The sequence below is a fragment of the Anabaena sp. EIM26 genome, assembly GCF_057568715.1.
On sequence record NZ_CM172472.1, the window covers coordinates 5235733 to 5254089 of the forward strand.

General features: G+C 38.8%; 16 protein-coding genes. 8 read left to right on the forward strand and 8 right to left on the reverse strand.

Annotation, left to right across the window (positions count from 1 at the left end):
* Window positions 1-693: 693 nt before the first annotated feature.
* Together AC012T_RS22765 and AC012T_RS22770 are read right to left on the reverse strand one after the other, a co-directional pair.
* Window positions 694-1695, reverse strand: coding sequence for a CHAD domain-containing protein (locus AC012T_RS22765; protein WP_487061009.1), 1002 nt, complete (start codon window positions 1693-1695; stop codon window positions 694-696).
* A 364-nt stretch (window positions 1696-2059) separates the two neighbouring features.
* Window positions 2060-2464, reverse strand: a complete 405-nt coding sequence (locus tag AC012T_RS22770) for an NIL domain-containing protein (protein ID WP_487061011.1) — start codon at window positions 2462-2464, stop codon at window positions 2060-2062.
* A 45-nt stretch (window positions 2465-2509) separates the two neighbouring features.
* Here AC012T_RS22770 and AC012T_RS22775 point away from each other — a divergent pair, with 45 nt between their 5' ends.
* Together AC012T_RS22775 and AC012T_RS22780 are read left to right on the forward strand one after the other, a co-directional pair.
* Complete coding sequence (locus AC012T_RS22775) at window positions 2510-3100, forward strand: thioredoxin family protein (RefSeq protein WP_487061013.1); 591 nt, start codon at window positions 2510-2512, stop codon at window positions 3098-3100.
* Window positions 3101-3406 carry a hypothetical protein gene (locus tag AC012T_RS22780; protein ID WP_487061015.1) on the forward strand — a complete coding sequence of 102 codons (306 nt, stop codon included), beginning with the start codon at window positions 3101-3103 and terminating at the stop codon, window positions 3404-3406.
* Here AC012T_RS22780 and AC012T_RS22785 read toward each other — a convergent pair.
* A complete protein-coding gene (locus tag AC012T_RS22785) occupies window positions 3364-3603 on the reverse strand; it encodes a DUF6737 family protein (RefSeq protein ID WP_487061017.1) in 240 nt (79 codons plus the stop codon). The genes AC012T_RS22780 and AC012T_RS22785 overlap by 43 nt on opposite strands.
* A 111-nt stretch (window positions 3604-3714) precedes the next feature.
* Window positions 3715-4212: a hypothetical protein gene (locus AC012T_RS22790; protein WP_487061019.1), complete on the reverse strand. Its 498-nt coding sequence runs from the start codon at window positions 4210-4212 to the stop codon at window positions 3715-3717.
* Window positions 4213-4671: 459 nt separating this feature from the next.
* Between AC012T_RS22790 and AC012T_RS22795 the strand changes: the two genes are divergently transcribed.
* The 3 genes from AC012T_RS22795 to AC012T_RS22805 all read left to right on the forward strand — a co-directional run bounded on the left by AC012T_RS22795 (window position 4672) and on the right by AC012T_RS22805 (window position 7979).
* Window positions 4672-5130, forward strand: a complete 459-nt coding sequence (locus AC012T_RS22795) for a DUF1499 domain-containing protein (RefSeq protein ID WP_487061021.1) — start codon at window positions 4672-4674, stop codon at window positions 5128-5130.
* A gap of 83 nt (window positions 5131-5213) precedes the next feature.
* On the forward strand, window positions 5214-5672 hold the full coding sequence (locus AC012T_RS22800; protein WP_487061023.1) for an EVE domain-containing protein: 459 nt from the start codon (window positions 5214-5216) through the stop codon (window positions 5670-5672).
* Between the two features lie 456 nt (window positions 5673-6128).
* Window positions 6129-7979, forward strand: a complete 1851-nt coding sequence (locus tag AC012T_RS22805) for an iron uptake porin (RefSeq protein ID WP_487061025.1) — start codon at window positions 6129-6131, stop codon at window positions 7977-7979.
* A gap of 105 nt (window positions 7980-8084) precedes the next feature.
* Here the strand turns inward: AC012T_RS22805 and murG are convergent, their stop codons facing one another.
* On the reverse strand, window positions 8085-9158 hold the full coding sequence (murG, locus tag AC012T_RS22810; protein WP_487061027.1) for an undecaprenyldiphospho-muramoylpentapeptide beta-N-acetylglucosaminyltransferase: 1074 nt from the start codon (window positions 9156-9158) through the stop codon (window positions 8085-8087).
* A gap of 84 nt (window positions 9159-9242) precedes the next feature.
* Between murG and AC012T_RS22815 the strand changes: the two genes are divergently transcribed.
* On the forward strand, window positions 9243-10055 hold the full coding sequence (locus AC012T_RS22815; RefSeq protein WP_487061029.1) for a nuclear transport factor 2 family protein: 813 nt from the start codon (window positions 9243-9245) through the stop codon (window positions 10053-10055).
* Window positions 10056-10281: 226 nt separating this feature from the next.
* Here the strand turns inward: AC012T_RS22815 and pip are convergent, their stop codons facing one another.
* From pip to AC012T_RS22830, 3 genes are all read right to left on the reverse strand, one after another.
* The gene (gene pip, locus AC012T_RS22820) at window positions 10282-11229 is read right to left on the reverse strand and encodes a prolyl aminopeptidase (protein ID WP_487061031.1); all 948 of its coding nucleotides are present in this window, start codon (window positions 11227-11229) and stop codon (window positions 10282-10284) included.
* Between the two features lie 1634 nt (window positions 11230-12863).
* Window positions 12864-14450: a diguanylate cyclase domain-containing protein gene (locus AC012T_RS22825; protein WP_487061033.1), complete on the reverse strand. Its 1587-nt coding sequence runs from the start codon at window positions 14448-14450 to the stop codon at window positions 12864-12866.
* A gap of 362 nt (window positions 14451-14812) precedes the next feature.
* Entirely contained in the window at window positions 14813-15058 is a 246-nt protein-coding gene (locus tag AC012T_RS22830) for a hypothetical protein (RefSeq protein ID WP_487061035.1), read from the reverse strand.
* Window positions 15059-15414: 356 nt separating this feature from the next.
* Between AC012T_RS22830 and AC012T_RS22835 the strand changes: the two genes are divergently transcribed.
* Complete coding sequence (locus AC012T_RS22835; RefSeq protein ID WP_487061037.1) at window positions 15415-16347, forward strand: carbohydrate ABC transporter permease; 933 nt, start codon at window positions 15415-15417, stop codon at window positions 16345-16347.
* Window positions 16348-16459: 112 nt separating this feature from the next.
* Window positions 16460-18124 carry an FAD-dependent oxidoreductase gene (locus tag AC012T_RS22840; protein ID WP_487061038.1) on the forward strand — a complete coding sequence of 555 codons (1665 nt, stop codon included), beginning with the start codon at window positions 16460-16462 and terminating at the stop codon, window positions 18122-18124.
* The last annotated feature ends 233 nt before the right edge of the window (window positions 18125-18357 follow it).

The following is an 18357-nucleotide window of genomic DNA, read 5'->3' on the forward strand; positions in this document are numbered from 1 at the left end:
AAGCTTTTATCAATGTCGAATTTTTCAATGTTCTAGCCTCCAAGTCACTTAATCAGGAAGTTTTATCAATAAACTTACAGTCTCAATCAATACCATGCATTTGGACAATGAATCAAGAAGAATTCTCAAAAATCTCAGATTTTATTCTCCCTTACTAAATAAAAATAATTACTTCAAGTAATCAGGATAGCACGGCAAGGAATATAGTCTCATAAATGACTTATACTTGCTGCTTACTTAGAGCAGTTGGATTTCTAAACCACATTTCCCTTACCAACCAATTACAGTTGTTAGTCGCAAAAAATCTCTGCACAGAGTAGTGTTTAGATTTCATTCGATAATTATTTTTTAAGTAATTTTGCTCCCAGTATTGATAAAATATTCTTACTAGGTTCTAATAAATACTTGATAATACTTTTCATTAAAATAAAGATATCCTGGAAATATAGCAGCTAATAAATGAAAAATATTATCATAATACTCCTTAGTTTAAAGTATCAAAATATTCTCAAATAAATATTTAATTGTGGATATTGACAGCGATAATACTGATAAGCTGTTACGCACCTAGATTGGATAATCCTCAAATGGTTAAATCCTGTGGGGTGGGCATCTTGCCCGCCATACTTAATACAAATTAAATGCACAACAGCTTATCATCTGCATTCTTTATACAAAGTTGAATTACTTAAATTAATCTTTTGTTTCCTTTTCCTCATTACCCGAAACTGTAGGTTGTAGTACCGCTAAATGTAAATTATATCTAGTATCCGCTTGCAAATAACGTTGTTGTAGCGGTTGCCATTCTTGCCATAATTGATAACGATTTGCGGCTAATAACGTCGTTAGCCCTCGCAATTGAGTGTCAAGTTCTGATTTGAAGATATTCTCTAACCACTCATGTAAAACCATATTATCTTGGATCATTCCCAAGATTTCTTGGATATTTTTGACATCATTAATCTGTGCGGCAAAAGACTCATCATATAATTCAGTAAATAACTCCATTTGGTAACGTAGACGTTTGGCTTGTTTTCGCAAACTATGCAGGGTTTCACCTTCTATTTTGAGATGTTCTTCTAATTGGCTTGGTGTCCATTTTTTTTGCACTAATATTTCTGATTTAACAATTTTAGTACCAATTAGCCATCCTGGATGTAAGCAAAATTCACTAACTTCTGGCGATAGTAAATCTGGTAATACGTGATGAATAGGTACAGATGAGAAAGTTTGATAGCTGGGATTTTTTAACCAAGTTTCACATTGATTTTTAAAAGATTTATAAGCTTCATCTTTAAAGGTTTTTTGAACATGAGAAAATGCAGTTTCCCGTTGTTTATATAATGTAGTAAGTGCTGTTTGTAGAAATTCTTGTTCTTTTTCAACTAAATGGGGTTTGTAATTATTTTCCAGAATTTCTTTGAGTACATCTAAATCTCTAAGACTACCTAAAATTCGGGCAAGTTTACCGATATTTTTATCACTGACTGATTTTGGTAAATTTAAATATCTCTCAAATCTACTAACGGCTGTGCGTAGACGACGCATTCCTACACGCATTTGGTGTACTGCTTCTGGATCTTCATCTTTTTTGACTGATTTTTCCCATTTTATAGTTTTCTTAAAGTGTTTTTCAATTGCTTGATATGCACAGTCTCCTAGAGTTTTAATTGTTGTGGTTGTGACTAAATTCATATTGATAATAATTAACTATTTAGCAGGTTTTTGCATGATAGCACTAGTCAAAAATTAACCTCTATCCTTTTATATATTTTTTTAACAACTATTGATACTTAACAACATTTGGTATTTTGTATCTTGAGATACTTGATAATTTAAAATAGATGTGCATAATTTGCTAACTATCACCTGAGTTCAACATAAGATAATTTGTGGAAAAATACCTCCACTAAGAGTCTCAAACCCTTATTCTCTCGTTGAAAAAATCATAACTCCGAACTCCTAACTCCTAACTCCGAACTCAGGTAACTATCACTTGTGCATTGAAATTTAAATAAACAAAAATTAAGTGAAGTAACATCAGGTGGACTGAGAAGTTTTAGAGATTGGTTGAGATAGCCTGTACTGGACAAGTAGGAATACACTGTTCACAGACAATGCAACGCGATCGCGTGAATGTGAGTTTATATGTCTCTGGATTGAGGGAGAGGGCTTCAGTCGGACAAACTCCAGTACACAAACCACAGTCAACGCATACATCTTCATCAATCACTATTTCCCCTAAATTATGGGAAACACTGATGTGTTGCGATCGCATCCACTCAATCGCTGCATCCAACTGATCAATATCCCCGGATAGTTCCACCACCAATTTACCAATTTGATTGGGGGCAACTTGAGCGCGGATAATATTCGCTGCAACGTTGAAATCTTTTGCTAGTCGGTAAGTCACAGGCATTTGAATGGCACGTTTAGGAAAGGTGAGGGTAACTCGTTTTTTCATAAATAGGTAAAATGAAAATGCTTAATAAGTTTTAATAAATAAATTATGAGTACAGATGCACCTGTGAATTCTCCCATCAAGCCTGAATCTACCTTGGGCAGACGTGTGAGAAATTTCCTCATTGTCATTGTAGCGATCGCATTAAGTTTAGCGCTATTTTTAGGACTCCGAACCCAGACAGACTCAGTTTCCCTCACCCAATTAGATCAAGACTCCATACCCTTAGAAGTTGCTCTCACCAATAATCAACCCTCTTTAGTAGAATTCTATGCTGATTGGTGTACCGTCTGCCAAAAAATGGCTCCTGATATGGCCTTGTTAAAACAGCAGTATGCAGACAAGCTCAATTTTGTCATGTTGAACGTAGATAATACTAAATGGCTGCCAGAAATGCTCAAATATCGCGTAGATGGCATTCCTCATTTTGTGTTTTTGGGCAAGCAAGGAGAAGGTGTAGCTGAAGCAATTGGCGATATACCCCGTTCCATCATGTCCAGCAATTTGGAAGCCTTAATCAGTGGTTCTGCCCTTCCTTATGCCCAAGCCAGCGGACAGACTTCCAAATTTTCAGCCCCAATATCAGCTGATGGTAATCAAGATGATCCTCGTAGTCATGGTAGCCAAGTTGTTAATTAATTGGTAAGGAGTTCGGAGTTCGGAGTTCGGAGTTTCTCCTTCGGAGACGCTACGCGAACGGAGTTCGGAGTTCGGAGTTCGGAGTCAGGAGTCAGGAGTCAGGAGTCAGGAGTCAGGAGTTCGGAGTTCGGAGTTCGGAGTCAGGAGTTCGGAGTTCGGAGTTCGGAGTCAGGAGTCAGGAGTTCGGAGTTCGGAGTCAGGAGTCAGGAGTCAGGAGTCAGGAGTCAGGAGTCAGGAGGAAGAATATTTTTCTCTCCTATTCCCTATTCCCTGTTCCCTGTTACCTGTTCTCTAAAACCACTTTGAATCATGAGTTTTGGCCAGATTAATACAAAAAATCCCATCCAAATTAATAGAGGTATCGCAACGAGAATTGTTAACCAGATGATTTTAAATATTAACCAGCTACCGCTAATTAAAGTTATACCTGTCAGTATTATTGACCAAGGTTGACACCACCAAGGTTTATAATTCCAAGGGTTTATAAGCTTTTGTTCAGACATTTTTATTACTAAAAAGAGTTTTTTATCAAAAAAAGCAAAATGCAAGGAGTCGGAATAACGGGGAAACGATTTGTAGTAGTAAGTTAGTCCACTACAACCTGATAACTATTATCATCGTCCATCAGGGTTCCATTTTTCTAATGCTATATATTCGTTCTGCACCACATCTAAAGGTTCAATCACACCGCTAGAACTGGACACACGAAACCAATAAACTGGACTAGTAGTTTTGTCTGAATGATTTTCAAACACGCTAACTACATAAAAGGGTGTATCTGTAGTAGGAGAACTTTCAACAAGCGCTGCAAGTTTTATACTCCCTCTAGAAAGGCTGGCAATTTCTCGTGCTTTGCGTTGCACTTGTGGCAAATTCCAGACTAAATTGAAAGCTTTTTTTTCGTCTAGGGTTTTGATAGGGTTAGAAGTTTTTACCGCAGTGGCTTTATTAGATTTAGCTGGAGATGTTAAGTAAGCTAATTTTCGGTCAGTATGGATTTCCTTTCCATAACCAATGTTTTCAATGGTTGAATATGCACCTAGCACTCCTGTAACTAATAACGCCATTAGAGGGTAATGAGTGAATTGTTTCTTGGTGTTACCCCTAAGCATAATGATGCACCTCCATAATCATGTAATTTTGATCCCCGTATAACTAAGATACCAGGGGTTAGACCCCTTATGTCTAGTCTTGACAAAAGTGTAGATGTTGCTGTAGGTGGTTTGAATTGGGGATAGACAATAGCGATCCCCACTTCATATTACACCCAAGACTGGCAATGCAGAAACAACGGGACGCGATCGCTTATTTAACCTTTGATATAGCAATTCTTTCTCAGTTGTGAACAAAATATTTCAACGTTCACACAGCGCATAGCACGGAAACTTAGGGGACACAGAGGCAGAGAACAAATAGATGTTATGCCTACGGCTCTCAGAGATAAATATCTCATTTAGGAGCGATATATGTTAATATTGTTTCTTGGCTTTCTAGATAATCAGAAAGTAAAAGCCTAATTATTAGGTTAATGTAATAAACTTGATATTGTAATTGTAGCCATCAGAAAAAATATGTTTTCACAGAAATTACAGGGTGTTATTTTCGCAATACTTTTAACCATAAATATTTTAATATTTCCTGACATTACGTGGGCTTTAGGAATTGAGTCAGGTCATCTCACCTCTTGTCCAGCTTCCCCTAATTGTGTTGTCAGTCAAAATAATGCTGATGCTGAACACACCATTGAAGCAATTCCCTATCATCTAGACCATGATCAAGCTAGAGAAACATTACTAAAAGTTCTATCAGTTGTACCCAGGACAGAAGTAATAGAACAAACAGATAATTACATTCATGCTCTTTCTAAAAGTCGGATTTTCAAATTTATTGATGATGTAGAATTTTATTTACCTGCCAATGAGCCAGTAATTCATATACGTTCAGCCTCTCGTGTAGGAGATTCTGATCTTGGAGTCAATCGCAGACGTGTAGAGCAAATTCGTCTGGCTTTACGTGACCTCAACATTTGATAAATTTAGAAGCCCACACTGTACTTACAAGGAATAGTGTGCGGTAATTCACACAAATAAGTATTATTAAAAATCTTAAAAATATGGATTCAATAAATTATTGGCTAATGAAATCAGAACCAGAAGTTTATAGTATTGCTGACCTCCAACAACAGCATGAGACTATTTGGGATGGTGTCCGCAATTATCAAGCTCGCAATTTTCTCCGCCAAATGCAGCTAGGAGACTTAGCTTTTTTTTATCATTCTAATACTAATCCCCCTGGGATTGTGGGGTTAATGCGTGTGGTTAAAATAGGTATTGCTGATCCAACACAGTTTGAGCCAACAAGTAAATATTATGACCCTAAATCAACTCCTGAATCCCCACGCTGGCAAACAGTAGGAGTGGAATTTGTTGAGAATTTTTCTAATCCTATTACACTATCAACACTCAAAGAAAAATTTACTGCTGATGAACTACTTTTAGTAAGACCAGGAAATCGTTTATCAGTAATACCTGTATCGTCAGCAGTAGCTAAGAAAATACGAAATTGGGCATAAAAATAGCATTGGAAAAATCATTTATTCAAGTTTCATCTTCATTAGGTAGGCGATCTGACTATTACTAGTTGAGGGCTTGCTGAATAAAGAAAAACCTATTGTCAAGGCATAACTCAACCTTTTCGGGTGTTGATTGGGGTTCACTTTCTGATTACACAAGGAATGCAGCGAATACAGGGGTTCTATATTCGTTATCACAAAATCAAACTCATTTAATATTATTTTGTTAATAATAATTATAAGAACTATCAATATCATCTGTTGTGAATTATTGCCATAAATAGTATTTACTATAATTTAATACTTGCGAGATAAGGTGATTCAGTAAAAATGTTGTTATCCAAAATTTTAGGGTTCACAATATTCTTTTGCTAAATCTACCTTAAATTTACTTATCAATGATATTTGAAAATCGCAATTAAATTTGTCCCGAATTTATAGATATTAGGAGTTATCATGGCAAAATATTTGCTAGTTTCTGCTAGTGGAATGGGGTTTTTGTGCTTATTTTCTGTGTTATCACCTGTACAAGCCATTCCAAATTTAGAAATAGCGGATCAAAACTTAGCTGTTAATCAAGATGATGGTAGCTATAAAAAAAATGATTCTTATCAAAGCGATTTAGTTAAAAATAGTCAAAATTTAGAAGTAGATTCTGCTGTTCACTCTTTGCAGCCAGTCAAATCACCATCTTTAGATATATCTACAGATGATGATAAACTTGCACAAATAACATCCGTATCCCAATTGTCTGATGTACAGCCGACCGATTGGGCTTTTCAGGCACTCCAATCTTTAGTTGAGCGCTATGGATGTATCGCAGGTTATCCCAATCAAACCTATCGCGGTAATCGGGCAATGACTCGCTATGAATTTTCTGCTGGCTTAAATGCTTGTTTAGACCGAATCAACGAATTAATTGCCACTGCAACTACTGATTTGGTCAAGAAAGAAGATTTAACCACGTTGCAGAAACTGCAAGAAGAATTTGCGGCAGAGTTGGCAACATTGCGGGGTCGAGTAGATGCTGTAGAAGCTCGCACAGCAGAACTAGAAGCAAATCAGTTTTCTACGACTACTAAATTGAATGGAGAGGCAATTATTTCGGCTATTGGTGCTACTGGCGGCGCTCCTAATCAGAGCGGCTCTAATATCATCCTAGTCAATAGACTACGGTTAAATCTCACCACTAGTTTCACTGGTAAAGATTTATTAATTACTGGATTGCAAGCTTATAACTTTCTGGGTGGAGCCGATGGACAAGGTAGCCTGCAACAAAGTTTAGGATTAGCTGCACCTCTTTTAAGTGCTAGTAGCGCTCGTACCAGTTTTGAGCCACAATTTCCAGGAATAAATGTCAATACTTTGTCGAGTGTCGGTGCAAACAGTGTTCAGCTTTACAAGTTGCTGTATATCTTTCCCGTCGCTGATAAATTAACATTGTTTGCGGGAAGTGCTGCGGAAACATCAGATGCTTTCCCAGCAATTACGCCTTTTTATGGTGAAGGACAAGAGTCAATTTCTCGTTTTGCCGGCTTGAATCCTGTGTTACGGGTTTCTGGTGGGACTTCAGGTACTGGTTTAGCATCGGCGGCGGGATTTATTTATACTATTTCCCCGAATTTAGATTTACGAGCTTTATACGGTAGTGTCAATGCCAATTTAACCCAAAAATCTCCTAATGAGGTAATCCCAGGAGTTTCTACAACACCGTTGGGGGGAGGTTTATTTAGTGGGAGTGGTGTTATTGCTGCACAGTTAACCTTCAAGCCCAGTCGTGATCTAGATATTGGTCTAAACTATGCCAATAGTTATCACGAAATTAATATTTTGGGTACGGGATTAATTAATGGTGATATTAATGCTTTAGCTGGTGTTGAGACTGGGACACCCGTTAAACTCAACTCCTTTGGGGGTACGCTAACATGGCGATTTTCTCCCAAAATAGCCTTATCTGGCTACGGTGCAGCTCTGTTGACTGAGGCTTCTTCTAATACTGTGAATGCTTCTACTACCTTTACTAGTTGGATGCTAGGAGTTCACTTCAAAGATTTATTTAAGTCAGGGAACAATGCGGGGATTATTTTTGGTCAGCCGCTTTACCGTAGTGATGTCAGTGGTTCGGCTCAACTTACACCCACAGGTGAAAATCGAGCGACTCCTTACCATCTAGAAGCCTATTACCGCGTTCGAGTTAGCGATAATATCAGCATCACTCCTGGTGCATTTGTTCTGTTTAACCCAGAAGGTAATAGTAAAAATGAGACTACAACCGTAGGTGTACTTCGGACTACTTTTACATTTTAAGAGATGGGCAGCAGAGGCGCAAAGCAGAACACGAAGATTTGAAATCAGCAATTCTCACCTTCTGCATCCTCTGTGTGTTTGTAGTATGCGCTACGCAAACGCTTTCTACTGTTCTACAAGTTCCCGCACCAAAGCTGCTAACTTATCAGCACTATCGGGTGATGCGATCGCTTTTGCCCTCTCTCCCATTTTCGCTAACTCTGTGGGTGACTGTAATAACTCCAAAACGCGCTTTTGTAATATCTCTGGTTTCAACTCCGACTGTTTAAAAGTCAACGCTGCACCAGCATTAGTAAAAACTGCTGCATTATAAGATTGATGATCTTCAGCCGCAAAGGGATAAGGTATCAAAATTGCTGGTGTACCACATACCGCCAATTCTGTTAAACTTCCAGCCCCAGAACGACTAATAGCTAAATTTGCCCGTCGCAACAAAGCTGCCATATTGTCATAAAAAGGCAAAGATATATACTGCGGATGTTGCAGACTATCCACCTCTGGATCTTGATCGCCTGTTAAATGTACTATATAAGCGCCAGCGTCAAACCAAGCTTGAGCAGACTGACGAACTAGTTGATTAACCGCCACTGCGCCTTGACTACCGCCAAAAACGACAATTAAGGGAACACCGTCAGGAATTGGTAAGTCTAGAGTAATATCAACTCCTGCATCTAGGAATTGCGATCGCACCGGAGTACCCACACACACATTTTTGGAACGGGGTAAATATTTTGCAGCAACTTCAAATCCCACCGCCACTGCACTACACCAAGGGCCAAAAAAGCGGGTAACTTTACCGGGTAAAGCGTTAGATTCATGAAAAACCACAGGTAAACCCAAAGAACGAGCCGCAATCACCGCAGGCCCTGCAATATAACCCCCCGTAGTAAATAATCCCTGGAAATTACCCTGTTTAAGAATGCGTCTCACCTCTAAAATTGAACCCATCAGCTTCAACAAAATTCGGAGAGAAGAAAGACCGAAACCTTGCTGAAAGCCTTCAACTGCAATCGTATTCAGAGGATATTGACTTGGAACAAGCTGCGTTTCTAGCCGGTTGGGGACACCGAGCCATTCAATTTCATAGTTTGGCAGTTTTTGCGCCAGTGCGATCGCTGGAAACAAATGTCCACCAGTCCCACTAGCAGCTATCAGTAATCGTATTGGTGCGTTTGCCATCAAAGCTATACCATTTAGCGCCTAGCTTAACTAAGATAAAACAAATTCCTTACTTTCTCTTATCAAATCAGTAAACTCTTACTAATGACTAACATTATTGCCTTATTAATGAAACGCAACAAAACCTTTCCTGTGGGTATTTCCCTAGCTTCGTTCTTACTGACACTTGGTTTCAGTAGTAATCGGCAAATTGCTCAAGCTAATACACCAGACACAGCACCCGCAGCACTTAAAACCCTGCTAACTCAAATTGATATAGCTTCCAGCAAAGGTGATGTTAAAGGTGTGATGCAATTTTACAGCCCCAATTTCACTCATGGCGATGGATTAAACCGCCAAACAATGGAACAATCATTGAAGTCTTTTTGGAAGCGTTATCCCCAACTACGATACAGCACACGCCTACAATCTTGGAAAACTGAAGGCAAGAACATCATTGCAGAAACAGTCACCACCATCACTGGTCTACCTTCTACTAACAGTCAGAACCTAGCTCTCAATTCTACAATTACATCCCGTCAGCGTCTTTCAGGTACAAAAATCCTGCGTCAAGACATTTTATCAGAACGCACCCAACTTACCTCTGGGCGCAAACCACCGCAAATAGAAATGAAATTGCCAGAACAGGTAAAAGTAGGTCAGAAATATAACTTTGATGCGATCGTTCAAGAACCATTAGGAAATGATTTCCTCCTGGGAAGTGCGCTAGAAGAAACCATCCAACCAAACAAATATCTTAACCCCACAGCAGTAAACCTAGAATTACTCACCGCTGGAGGACTATTTAAAACCGGACTCGCACCATCTACCCCCGGACACCAATGGATTTCTGCCGTCATTCTCCGTAATGATGGCATGACCATGATCACCCAGCGTTTAAAAGTAGTGAAAAAGTAATTAATTTAGTCAGTGGTAATATACAGCAGGAGTCAGGAGTCAGGAGCAAAACCTGCTTGATCCTTAATCTTTGGTTTAATTTGTACTTCATTTACCTGAAATATGCTGTAACTACCACTGAAAATCCCTTATCAACTAGTTTAATCTCCATCCCCTTTGCACTCTCCCACTCTGTGCCTCTGCGTGATACAAAAAACATCTGTAGAAAATCAAGCAGAAGATTAGGTTACAAATCTGCAAACTTATCTGTCGCCTCAATCAAAGCACTACGAATACCCGGTTCACTCATCGAATGTCCCGCATCAGGAACAACAATAAATTCCGCTTCTGGCCAAGCTTGATGTAATTCCCAAGCCGATACCATTGGACAAACCACATCATAACGTCCTTGCACAATTACCCCTGGAATATGACGGATACAGTCAACATTTAATAACAATTGATTATCAGGTTCAAAAAATCCGCGATTCATAAAATAATGACATTCAATCCGCGCAAAAGCTGCTGCAAATTCATCATCACCAAACTGCTGTATCAACGACGGATCTAATAACAATTTACTTGTACTCGCTTCCCAGATTGACCAAGCACGCGCAGCTTCTAATTGAATTTGTAAATCTGGACTAGTCAAGCGTTGATAATAAGCCGTAATCATATCCCCTTGTTCAGCAATGGGAATAGGTTTAAGGTATTCTTCCCAAGCATCAGGAAAAATATAGCTAGCACCTTCTTGATAAAACCAACGCAATTCTTTTGGTCTGAGCATGAAAATACCACGCAGAATTAATCCTTGGCAACGAGAAGGATGGGTTTGACTGTAGGCCAAAGACAAAGTACTCCCCCAACTCCCACCAAATACCACCCATTTTTCTATACCTAAATGTTCACGTAATTTTTCAATATCGCTGACTAAATCCCAAGTAGTATTTTCCCGTAATTCAGCATGAGGAAGACTTTGACCACAACCACGTTGATCAAACATTACCAAACGCCATTTTTCTGGGTGGAAATATTGCCGATAAAATGATGGACATCCACCACCAGGACCACCATGTAATAAAACAATTGGCTGACCTTGGGAATTACCTGATTCTTCAAAATGAATCGTGTGCAAGTTAGAAACCTGTAAATTACCTTCTCGGTAAGGTTGGATAAGTGGATATAGTTCTCGCATTTTGTCAATTTTAATAAAAGTAATACTATTTTATTGATTTATTGATTACTTCGATACTAAAGCTTTTTGTATTTGGCATTTTGGCAGATTTTCTGTTTGTTGCATTGTTATCCTAGATTCGCGAATGTCTTTGTGCGATAATTCCGACTTGCAGAATCCCTCGGTCTATAACCGGGGGTCTTTTTTTAGGACTAAAACTGCGTGCCACACTCCATGTAAGATTGTAGGGTGCGTCAGACTCCAAAATTCGGTAGAAATTAACAAATTTTCTGTATCTGACGCACCTGACTAATATGCCTGATGATTTATTTGCCTAAAAAGCACCAAGATTTGGCTAATTTTAATCATTCGGTATCTAAACCAGCCAAGAAACTTACTACAAAACCGCTTGAGGTAGTCCCTAAGCGGCTTTGGTAGCGCATCTATATTGATGCCCTATTTTTGGTATAGAGGGTTCGGTATAAAGTCCTAATTCCTTAATTCAAGAGAATTTTGAGCTACCAGGAAAAATTACAAAAATCCATCATTTGACGTATTGAAGATAACTAATAAACCTTTCCTTTCGATAGAGTGAATTGCTTGGTGAGCAGGATAAATTGGTATCAAGACTAGTCCACATTCCAATGTCTTTGATTCTATCCTCCAGTAACTGAACTTTGCTGGAGGTGATTTTTTAATTGGGATATGTAAGAGCATGTTTGAAAAGTTTAGGGACGTATAATTTGTCATTCTGTTCGCGTTCACGTAGTGTGCCGTAGGCATAGCGTGGCGTTAGCCATGTGGAGTCTTACGCAACGAAGAATCTGGAGTTTAGCCCACATACTGAGATGCTACGTTCCTCAGCATGACATGGAAGGAGACTTTTCAAACACCCTCTAAGACACATAACTATGAAAAAGCGCCAGTGAAAGCGGATTAAAATCTGGCGCTGAGATTCCATCAGTTGTGTACGTTTTATCAACTAAAGTTTAGAAGACAGAAAGATTAGCCAATTTTATTAAAATTCCATTATCTGAAATATTAAGAATTTTTTGGCGATTCTGTCTTCAGTACCACTAATATTTTGCTGCCAGAAAAAATACGAGTTTTTCTAACAGTTTCAGTGGCGCACTAGTTTCTATTGGAATGATAGTCCAATAAGTTAATGTTAATAATTAACTTATTAGTTCTTAACAATTAAGTCTGGTTTTTATATGTCAATAAAATATCTGTACTGTGCCTTATTGATAAATAAATAGGACTTACGCAAGATATGATTGAAAGCCTTATTCTTGTGTAGGGGTAATTCATGAATTACCCCTACTTTCGTTCTGTTTTTCGTAAATCCTGATAAATTTATTGAGTAATGTAGATAAAATAGAACAAACTTGTTCATAAACAGTTGAGAATATCCATATTAAGTTATTAGGAATGATTAAGTGATATTTGCTAACATATATTGGTAATTACTCTTGTTAATGGCAAATATCTAATACCAAGAGGCAGACAAGAAGAAAGCACACTTGAACAGATTCAAGACGATTCTTCTCTTCTTCTAATTCTTCCTCCTGACTCCTGACTCCTGAATTCTGACTCCTAGCCCATGACTTACGTCACGCTGCGCGAACACAGATAACTTTTTCCGCACATCCTAATTAACCTCCATAATATACACAGTAAGTATTGCGTCCTTGCGCTTTTGCCCTGTAAAGTGCTTGGTCTGCTGCGGCAATCATATCTTCTTGTGCAGTCTCATCTGTAGGCATCATACTGGCAATACCAATACTCAATGTTACTAGCTGACTTGCTAAAGAACATTGGTGAGGGATGGCTATCCTGGCTATTTCTTGTTGGATCTTTTTGGTGATATAAATTGCTCCTTCTAAATCAGTATTAGGTAGTAAGATTACAAACTCTTCTCCACCATAGCGAGCGACTAAATCAGCAGGGCGATTGCAGCTTTGTACCATTGCCTGTGCTACTTGCCGCAGACATTCATCGCCTGCCTGGTGTCCATAGTAATCGTTATAATACTTAAAATAATCTATATCGCCCAGGAGCAGAGCCAAGGGTAATCTTTCTCTTTTTAGTCGTAGCCACTCATGACTGAGTGACTCATCAAAACATCTACGATTGGCAATTTGTGTTAATCCATCTAAATTTGCTAACCGGAGTAATTCTTTATTTGCCTGTTTAAGAGCTTCCTCAGCCTTTTTGCGGGCAATAAATCCACCCAATTCTAGAGCAACGGCATTTACTAATTCTACAAGTTCTGAATTATAGTCTACGTGCGATCGCTTGAAAAAACACATTACCACCAGTACCTTTCCTTCTATGGCAATGGGTACAGCAAATGCAGTTTTTAATCCTGACCCCTGTACTAGTTCAATCCTTAAAAATATATCTTCCCCCACTTGTAAAATATCTTCAATCCATTCCAGTTGCTGCGTTGCCCAAACTCGGCCTATAAGTTTTACTCCATAGGTAAAAGAGTAATTTAAACTTGCTTGATGAAACTGTCTTAAAGCTTGATCAGAACAATTGTAGTGAGCTTGACTGAGTTGCAATAATGTACCATCCAAATTTGTAATCCAAGCCTCACCATAGTCCCAATCAATCATTCGACAAACTTCACGCAAAACATCCTCTAGAGCATGATGTAAATCGGGGGCTTGACTGACTAAATTAATTGTTGTTAGTAACAATTTAAGTTTGGCTTCAATTTGCCTGCGCTCCTGAATTTCTTTGACTAAAACCTGATTATGTTGATAAAGTTCTTGTCCTTGTCTAACAATAGTGAGTTGATGATGAACTCTAATTAATACTTCTTCTGCTTGAAAAGGTTTGGTAATGTAGTCAACACCTCCCATTTCAAACCCTTTCACTTTATCAGCAGCAGTATTCAAGGCGCTTAAGAAAATGATGGGAATATGACGAGTTTCATGGTTTTTTTTCAGCATTGAGCAGACGGTATAGCCATCAAGGTTTGGCATCTTGATATCCAACAGAATCAGATCTGGTGCGTCAACTTTAACTGTATCTAAGGCAACTTCTCCACTGATTGCTTTTCTAACTTTGTACCCCTCCTTGCTAAGGATTACAGATAATGTACGCAAGTTGTCTGGATGATCATCAACTACCAGTAAATTAGCTCTGTACTCTAATGCTGCTGTTTTCACTAACAAAATTGAGGTTAAATTTTTGAGACTGTAACCGAATTCACTTTGAATCTGGTAAGACATTTATTCAAAAAGCTTGGCATTTTTAAAAAAGTTTTCCTTAGATTACTTTTATATTCCTTTATAAATGGCGAAAAACTTGATATCAAGTTGCTAATAAGATCATTGCTTACTACTGATGCTTTATTATGCACGTTACATTAGAAATAGTTCATAATACAGTCTCTACTTTATCTAAACTTTGCACTGACTTTTATTTTTATCTCAGTTAATGCATTAGCAGCTATTCATACCAATATGAAAATTGTTTTTAATGCTAGAGGTTTTATCCAAACTATAAGGTGAAAGGAAGTGTAATAAGAAAATTACCATGCTTTTTGAGAAAGACATGGTAATTTTTAATAACTTATTGTATGAGGTATATACTAAGTCCAGCCTATTGAAGATTCTCTCAGTACCCGACCAGCTTCTTGAAAATTTTCATCTTGCACAAGTTTCTTAAGAGTCTCAAAATTACTTTCACGAAAAATCTGGTTGTAGGAACTAATAGCAGCATTCAACTGATTGATATCCACATTCCCTGTATTAATACTTACCAATTTTTTCAGGTACTTATCAAGAATAATTGACCGCAGATAAACACAGATAAAGACGGATAATTCAATAGACATCTCCAAAAATTAAATGCGCGTGACTTGAAACCCTTGTAGAGACGTTATATGGAATGCCTCTACGATCTTTTTTTACCAGATGTCTATTACACAAAAAACTCTCTTGCCTCTCATTTCTTCGTTTTTCCTATGTGTTCTGTGTTAGTTGTTTCATTGCTTGTCCGTAAGTCTTGATGATAACTAAATCAACTGCATTTAATGTAATTAGGACTTACGTACAACACGACGGAAGTAGCGGTAATTCATGAATTACCGCTACGGGAGAATCAGGTTTTCGATCACATCTTGCGTAAGGCCTGGTAATATATATTTTTATATGATGTTGAATATACATTGTTAAAAGTTTAAGCGTAACTATGATAAATCAATTCATGTCTAAAAATTGGATTTTTATTCAACAGAAACTAACGCCTTATTTATTTTTATTACCTGCTTTAGTTATCTTAAGCTTAACTGTTTTTTGGCCAGCCCTGCAAGCCTTTTACCTCAGCTTTACTAGTTATCAAGATATTGGGGAAGCACCTAAATTGGTAGGTTTTGACAACTTTCTCCGTTTGTGGAAAGATGTTGTTTTTTGGAAAACCTTAGAAAATACCTTTCTCTATCTTGTTGGTGTTGTGCCAATCTTGGTAATTGCTCCCTTAATTTTGGCGATTTTAGTCAATCAAAAACTGCGGGGAATGAATTGGTTTAGAACTGCATATTACACCCCTGTGGTAATCTCAATGGTAGTTGCGGGGATAGCTTGGAAATGGTTATATGCTGAAAACGGATTACTAAATCAATTTATCAAAACTTTAGGTATATTTCCTGAAGGAATTCCTTGGCTAACTAGCCCAGTAAAAATATTAGGAATTGTACCGATTTCTCTGGCCAGTGTCATGGCTGTGACTATATGGAAGGGTTTAGGTTACTATATGGTAATTTATTTGGCTGGATTGCAATCTATTCCTGTTGATATCTATGAAGCGGCAGCAATTGATGGTTCGGATAGTATTCGTAAACATTGGGATATAACCATTCCTTTAATGCAGCCTTATTTAGCTTTGGTAGCGGTAATTTCTGCGATTTCAGCTACTAAAGTATTTGAAGAAGTTTACATAATGACTGGAGGAGGCCCTCTCAATAGCTCCAAAACAATTGTTTACTATTTGTATGAGCAAGCATTTAGTAATTTAGAAATTAGCTATGCTTGTACAATTGGTTTGGTGTTATTTCTAATAATTTTGTTTTTATCAGTTTTGCGCTTGGTCATAAATCAACAAGATAGTAATAATTTAGGTATGTGATCTGAAGTAATATAGCAGAATCCAGGAGTCAGGAATCAGGAGTAAAAGCCTTTTTTGGATGGCTATCTATTTTGCAAAATAATCAGAATTGGAAAAAACAAAGAAAAAAATTATGAATAAACCGATGATTCTGACGGTGGATGATGACCCACAGGTGTTACAAGCGATCGCTCGTGATCTACGGCGAGAATATGGCGATCGCTTCCGCATCTTGCGTGCAGACTCAGGCGCACAGGCACTAGAAGCCATTAAAGAATTAAAATTACGCAATGAAACAGTAGCCTTATTTCTGGCAGATCAGCGAATGCCACAAATGACCGGGATCGAATTTCTCCAAGAGGCAATCACCATCTTTCCCGAAGCCAAAAGAGCATTACTCACAGCCTACGCTGATACCGACGCTGCGATCGCAGCCATCAATAAAACCAATATCAACTACTACCTCACCAAACCTTGGGACCCACCAGAAGAGCGTTTATATCCCATACTCAACGACTTACTCGATGACTGGTTAGCCTCCTACCATCCACCCTTTGAAGGCATTCGCGTTGTTGGTAATCGTTGGTCTCCTGACTCCCATAACATCAAAGATTTCCTCGCCCGCAATCATGTTCCCTATCAATGGTTAGACATTGAACGCGACCAAGAAGCACAAGATTTACTCAACTACAGTGGTGAAAACAAACTCAGCCTCCCCCTCGTCATCCTGGGAAACGGAGAACGTTTAGTCAAACCTAGTAATATTCAAATCGCCGAAAAAGTAGGACTGCAAACCCAAGCCAAACAACCATTTTATGACCTAGCCATTATTGGTGGTGGCCCTGCTGGTTTAGCTGCCGCAGTCTATGGCGCATCCGAAGGGTTAAGAACAGTCATGATCGAACGAGAAGCCCCCGGAGGACAAGCCGGGACAAGCTCTAGAATTGAGAACTATCTTGGCTTTCCTGTCGGTCTGAGCGGTGCAGATTTAGCCAGAAGAGGAGTTACCCAAGCCAAACGCTTTGGTGTAGAAATTCTCACACCCCAAGAAGTTATTGGTATTCGCATCAACGACTCCTATCGTTACGCCATCCTGAAAGACGGCTCAGAAATTGCTTGTCATGCCCTAATGTTGGCAATGGGAGTATCTTGGCGACGTTTAAACGTACCCGGAATTGAAAAACTCACAGGTCGCGGTGTCTATTATGGCGCAGCTATGACTGAAGCAATGGAATGTAGTAACGAACAAGTCTACATTATTGGGGGAGCCAACTCCGCCGGACAAGCAGCCATGCACTTTAGTAAATTTGCCAAACAAGTGCATATGTTAGTTCGTGCAGACAATCTCGGTAAGGGAATGTCACAGTATCTCGTTGACCAAATTGGCGCTACAGAAAATATCATCGTTCAACTCAATTCCAGCGTCATTGAAGCGAAAGGAGAAGATAGTTTAGAAGCTTTGACTATCCTCAACAATGTCACCGATGAACAGGAAACAGTCCCGGCAAACTCACTATTTATTTTTATCGGTGCAGTTCCTCATACCGACTGGTTAGAAGGAATTGTAGAGCGAGATGAGCGCGGTTTTATCCTCACTGGCCCAGATTTGTTTAAAGATGGGAAACGTCCCAAGGGATGGTACGCAGATAGAGATCCTTACCTCCTAGAAACCAGCATACCCGGTATTTTTGCTGTCGGTGATGTGCATCATGGTTCTGTGAAACGCGTTGCTTCAGGAGTCGGTGAAGGTTCTATTTGTGTGAGCTTTATCCATCAGTATCTAGCTAAGGTTTTGTAAGAGTTCGGAGTTTCTCCTATGCCTACGGCACGGCTTCGCCGAACGGAGACGCTACGCGAACGGAGTTCGGAGTTCGGAGTTATACTCAAAACGGCTTAATCATTTGATTCTATAGGTAGGGGTAATTCATGAATTACCCCTACACATCTAGGGTTTTCCCAGGTTTAGAAAAGTCCAAGACCTAACCGTGTTTAGTATATAAGAAAGATACATCTTGACCAATGCCCAATGCC

Excerpts from the sequence above, each read along its gene's own strand:
- AC012T_RS22800 (WP_487061023.1), top strand. The coding sequence starts at position 5,214 with ATGGATTCAATAAATTATTGGCTAATGAAATCAGAACCAGAAGTTTAT.
- AC012T_RS22815 (WP_487061029.1), top strand. The coding sequence starts at position 9,243 with ATGACTAACATTATTGCCTTATTAATGAAACGCAACAAAACCTTTCCT.
- AC012T_RS22825 (WP_487061033.1), bottom strand. The coding sequence starts at position 14,450 with ATGTCTTACCAGATTCAAAGTGAATTCGGTTACAGTCTCAAAAATTTA.
- AC012T_RS22835 (WP_487061037.1), top strand. The coding sequence starts at position 15,415 with ATGATAAATCAATTCATGTCTAAAAATTGGATTTTTATTCAACAGAAA.
- AC012T_RS22830 (WP_487061035.1), bottom strand. The coding sequence starts at position 15,058 with ATGTCTATTGAATTATCCGTCTTTATCTGTGTTTATCTGCGGTCAATT.
- AC012T_RS22840 (WP_487061038.1), top strand. The coding sequence starts at position 16,460 with ATGAATAAACCGATGATTCTGACGGTGGATGATGACCCACAGGTGTTA.
- AC012T_RS22790 (WP_487061019.1), bottom strand. The coding sequence starts at position 4,212 with ATGCTTAGGGGTAACACCAAGAAACAATTCACTCATTACCCTCTAATG.
- AC012T_RS22805 (WP_487061025.1), top strand. The coding sequence starts at position 6,129 with ATGGCAAAATATTTGCTAGTTTCTGCTAGTGGAATGGGGTTTTTGTGC.
- AC012T_RS22765 (WP_487061009.1), bottom strand. The coding sequence starts at position 1,695 with ATGAATTTAGTCACAACCACAACAATTAAAACTCTAGGAGACTGTGCA.
- pip (WP_487061031.1), bottom strand. The coding sequence starts at position 11,229 with ATGCGAGAACTATATCCACTTATCCAACCTTACCGAGAAGGTAATTTA.
- AC012T_RS22785 (WP_487061017.1), bottom strand. The coding sequence starts at position 3,603 with ATGTCTGAACAAAAGCTTATAAACCCTTGGAATTATAAACCTTGGTGG.
- AC012T_RS22775 (WP_487061013.1), top strand. The coding sequence starts at position 2,510 with ATGAGTACAGATGCACCTGTGAATTCTCCCATCAAGCCTGAATCTACC.
- murG (WP_487061027.1), bottom strand. The coding sequence starts at position 9,158 with ATGGCAAACGCACCAATACGATTACTGATAGCTGCTAGTGGGACTGGT.
- AC012T_RS22770 (WP_487061011.1), bottom strand. The coding sequence starts at position 2,464 with ATGAAAAAACGAGTTACCCTCACCTTTCCTAAACGTGCCATTCAAATG.
- AC012T_RS22795 (WP_487061021.1), top strand. The coding sequence starts at position 4,672 with ATGTTTTCACAGAAATTACAGGGTGTTATTTTCGCAATACTTTTAACC.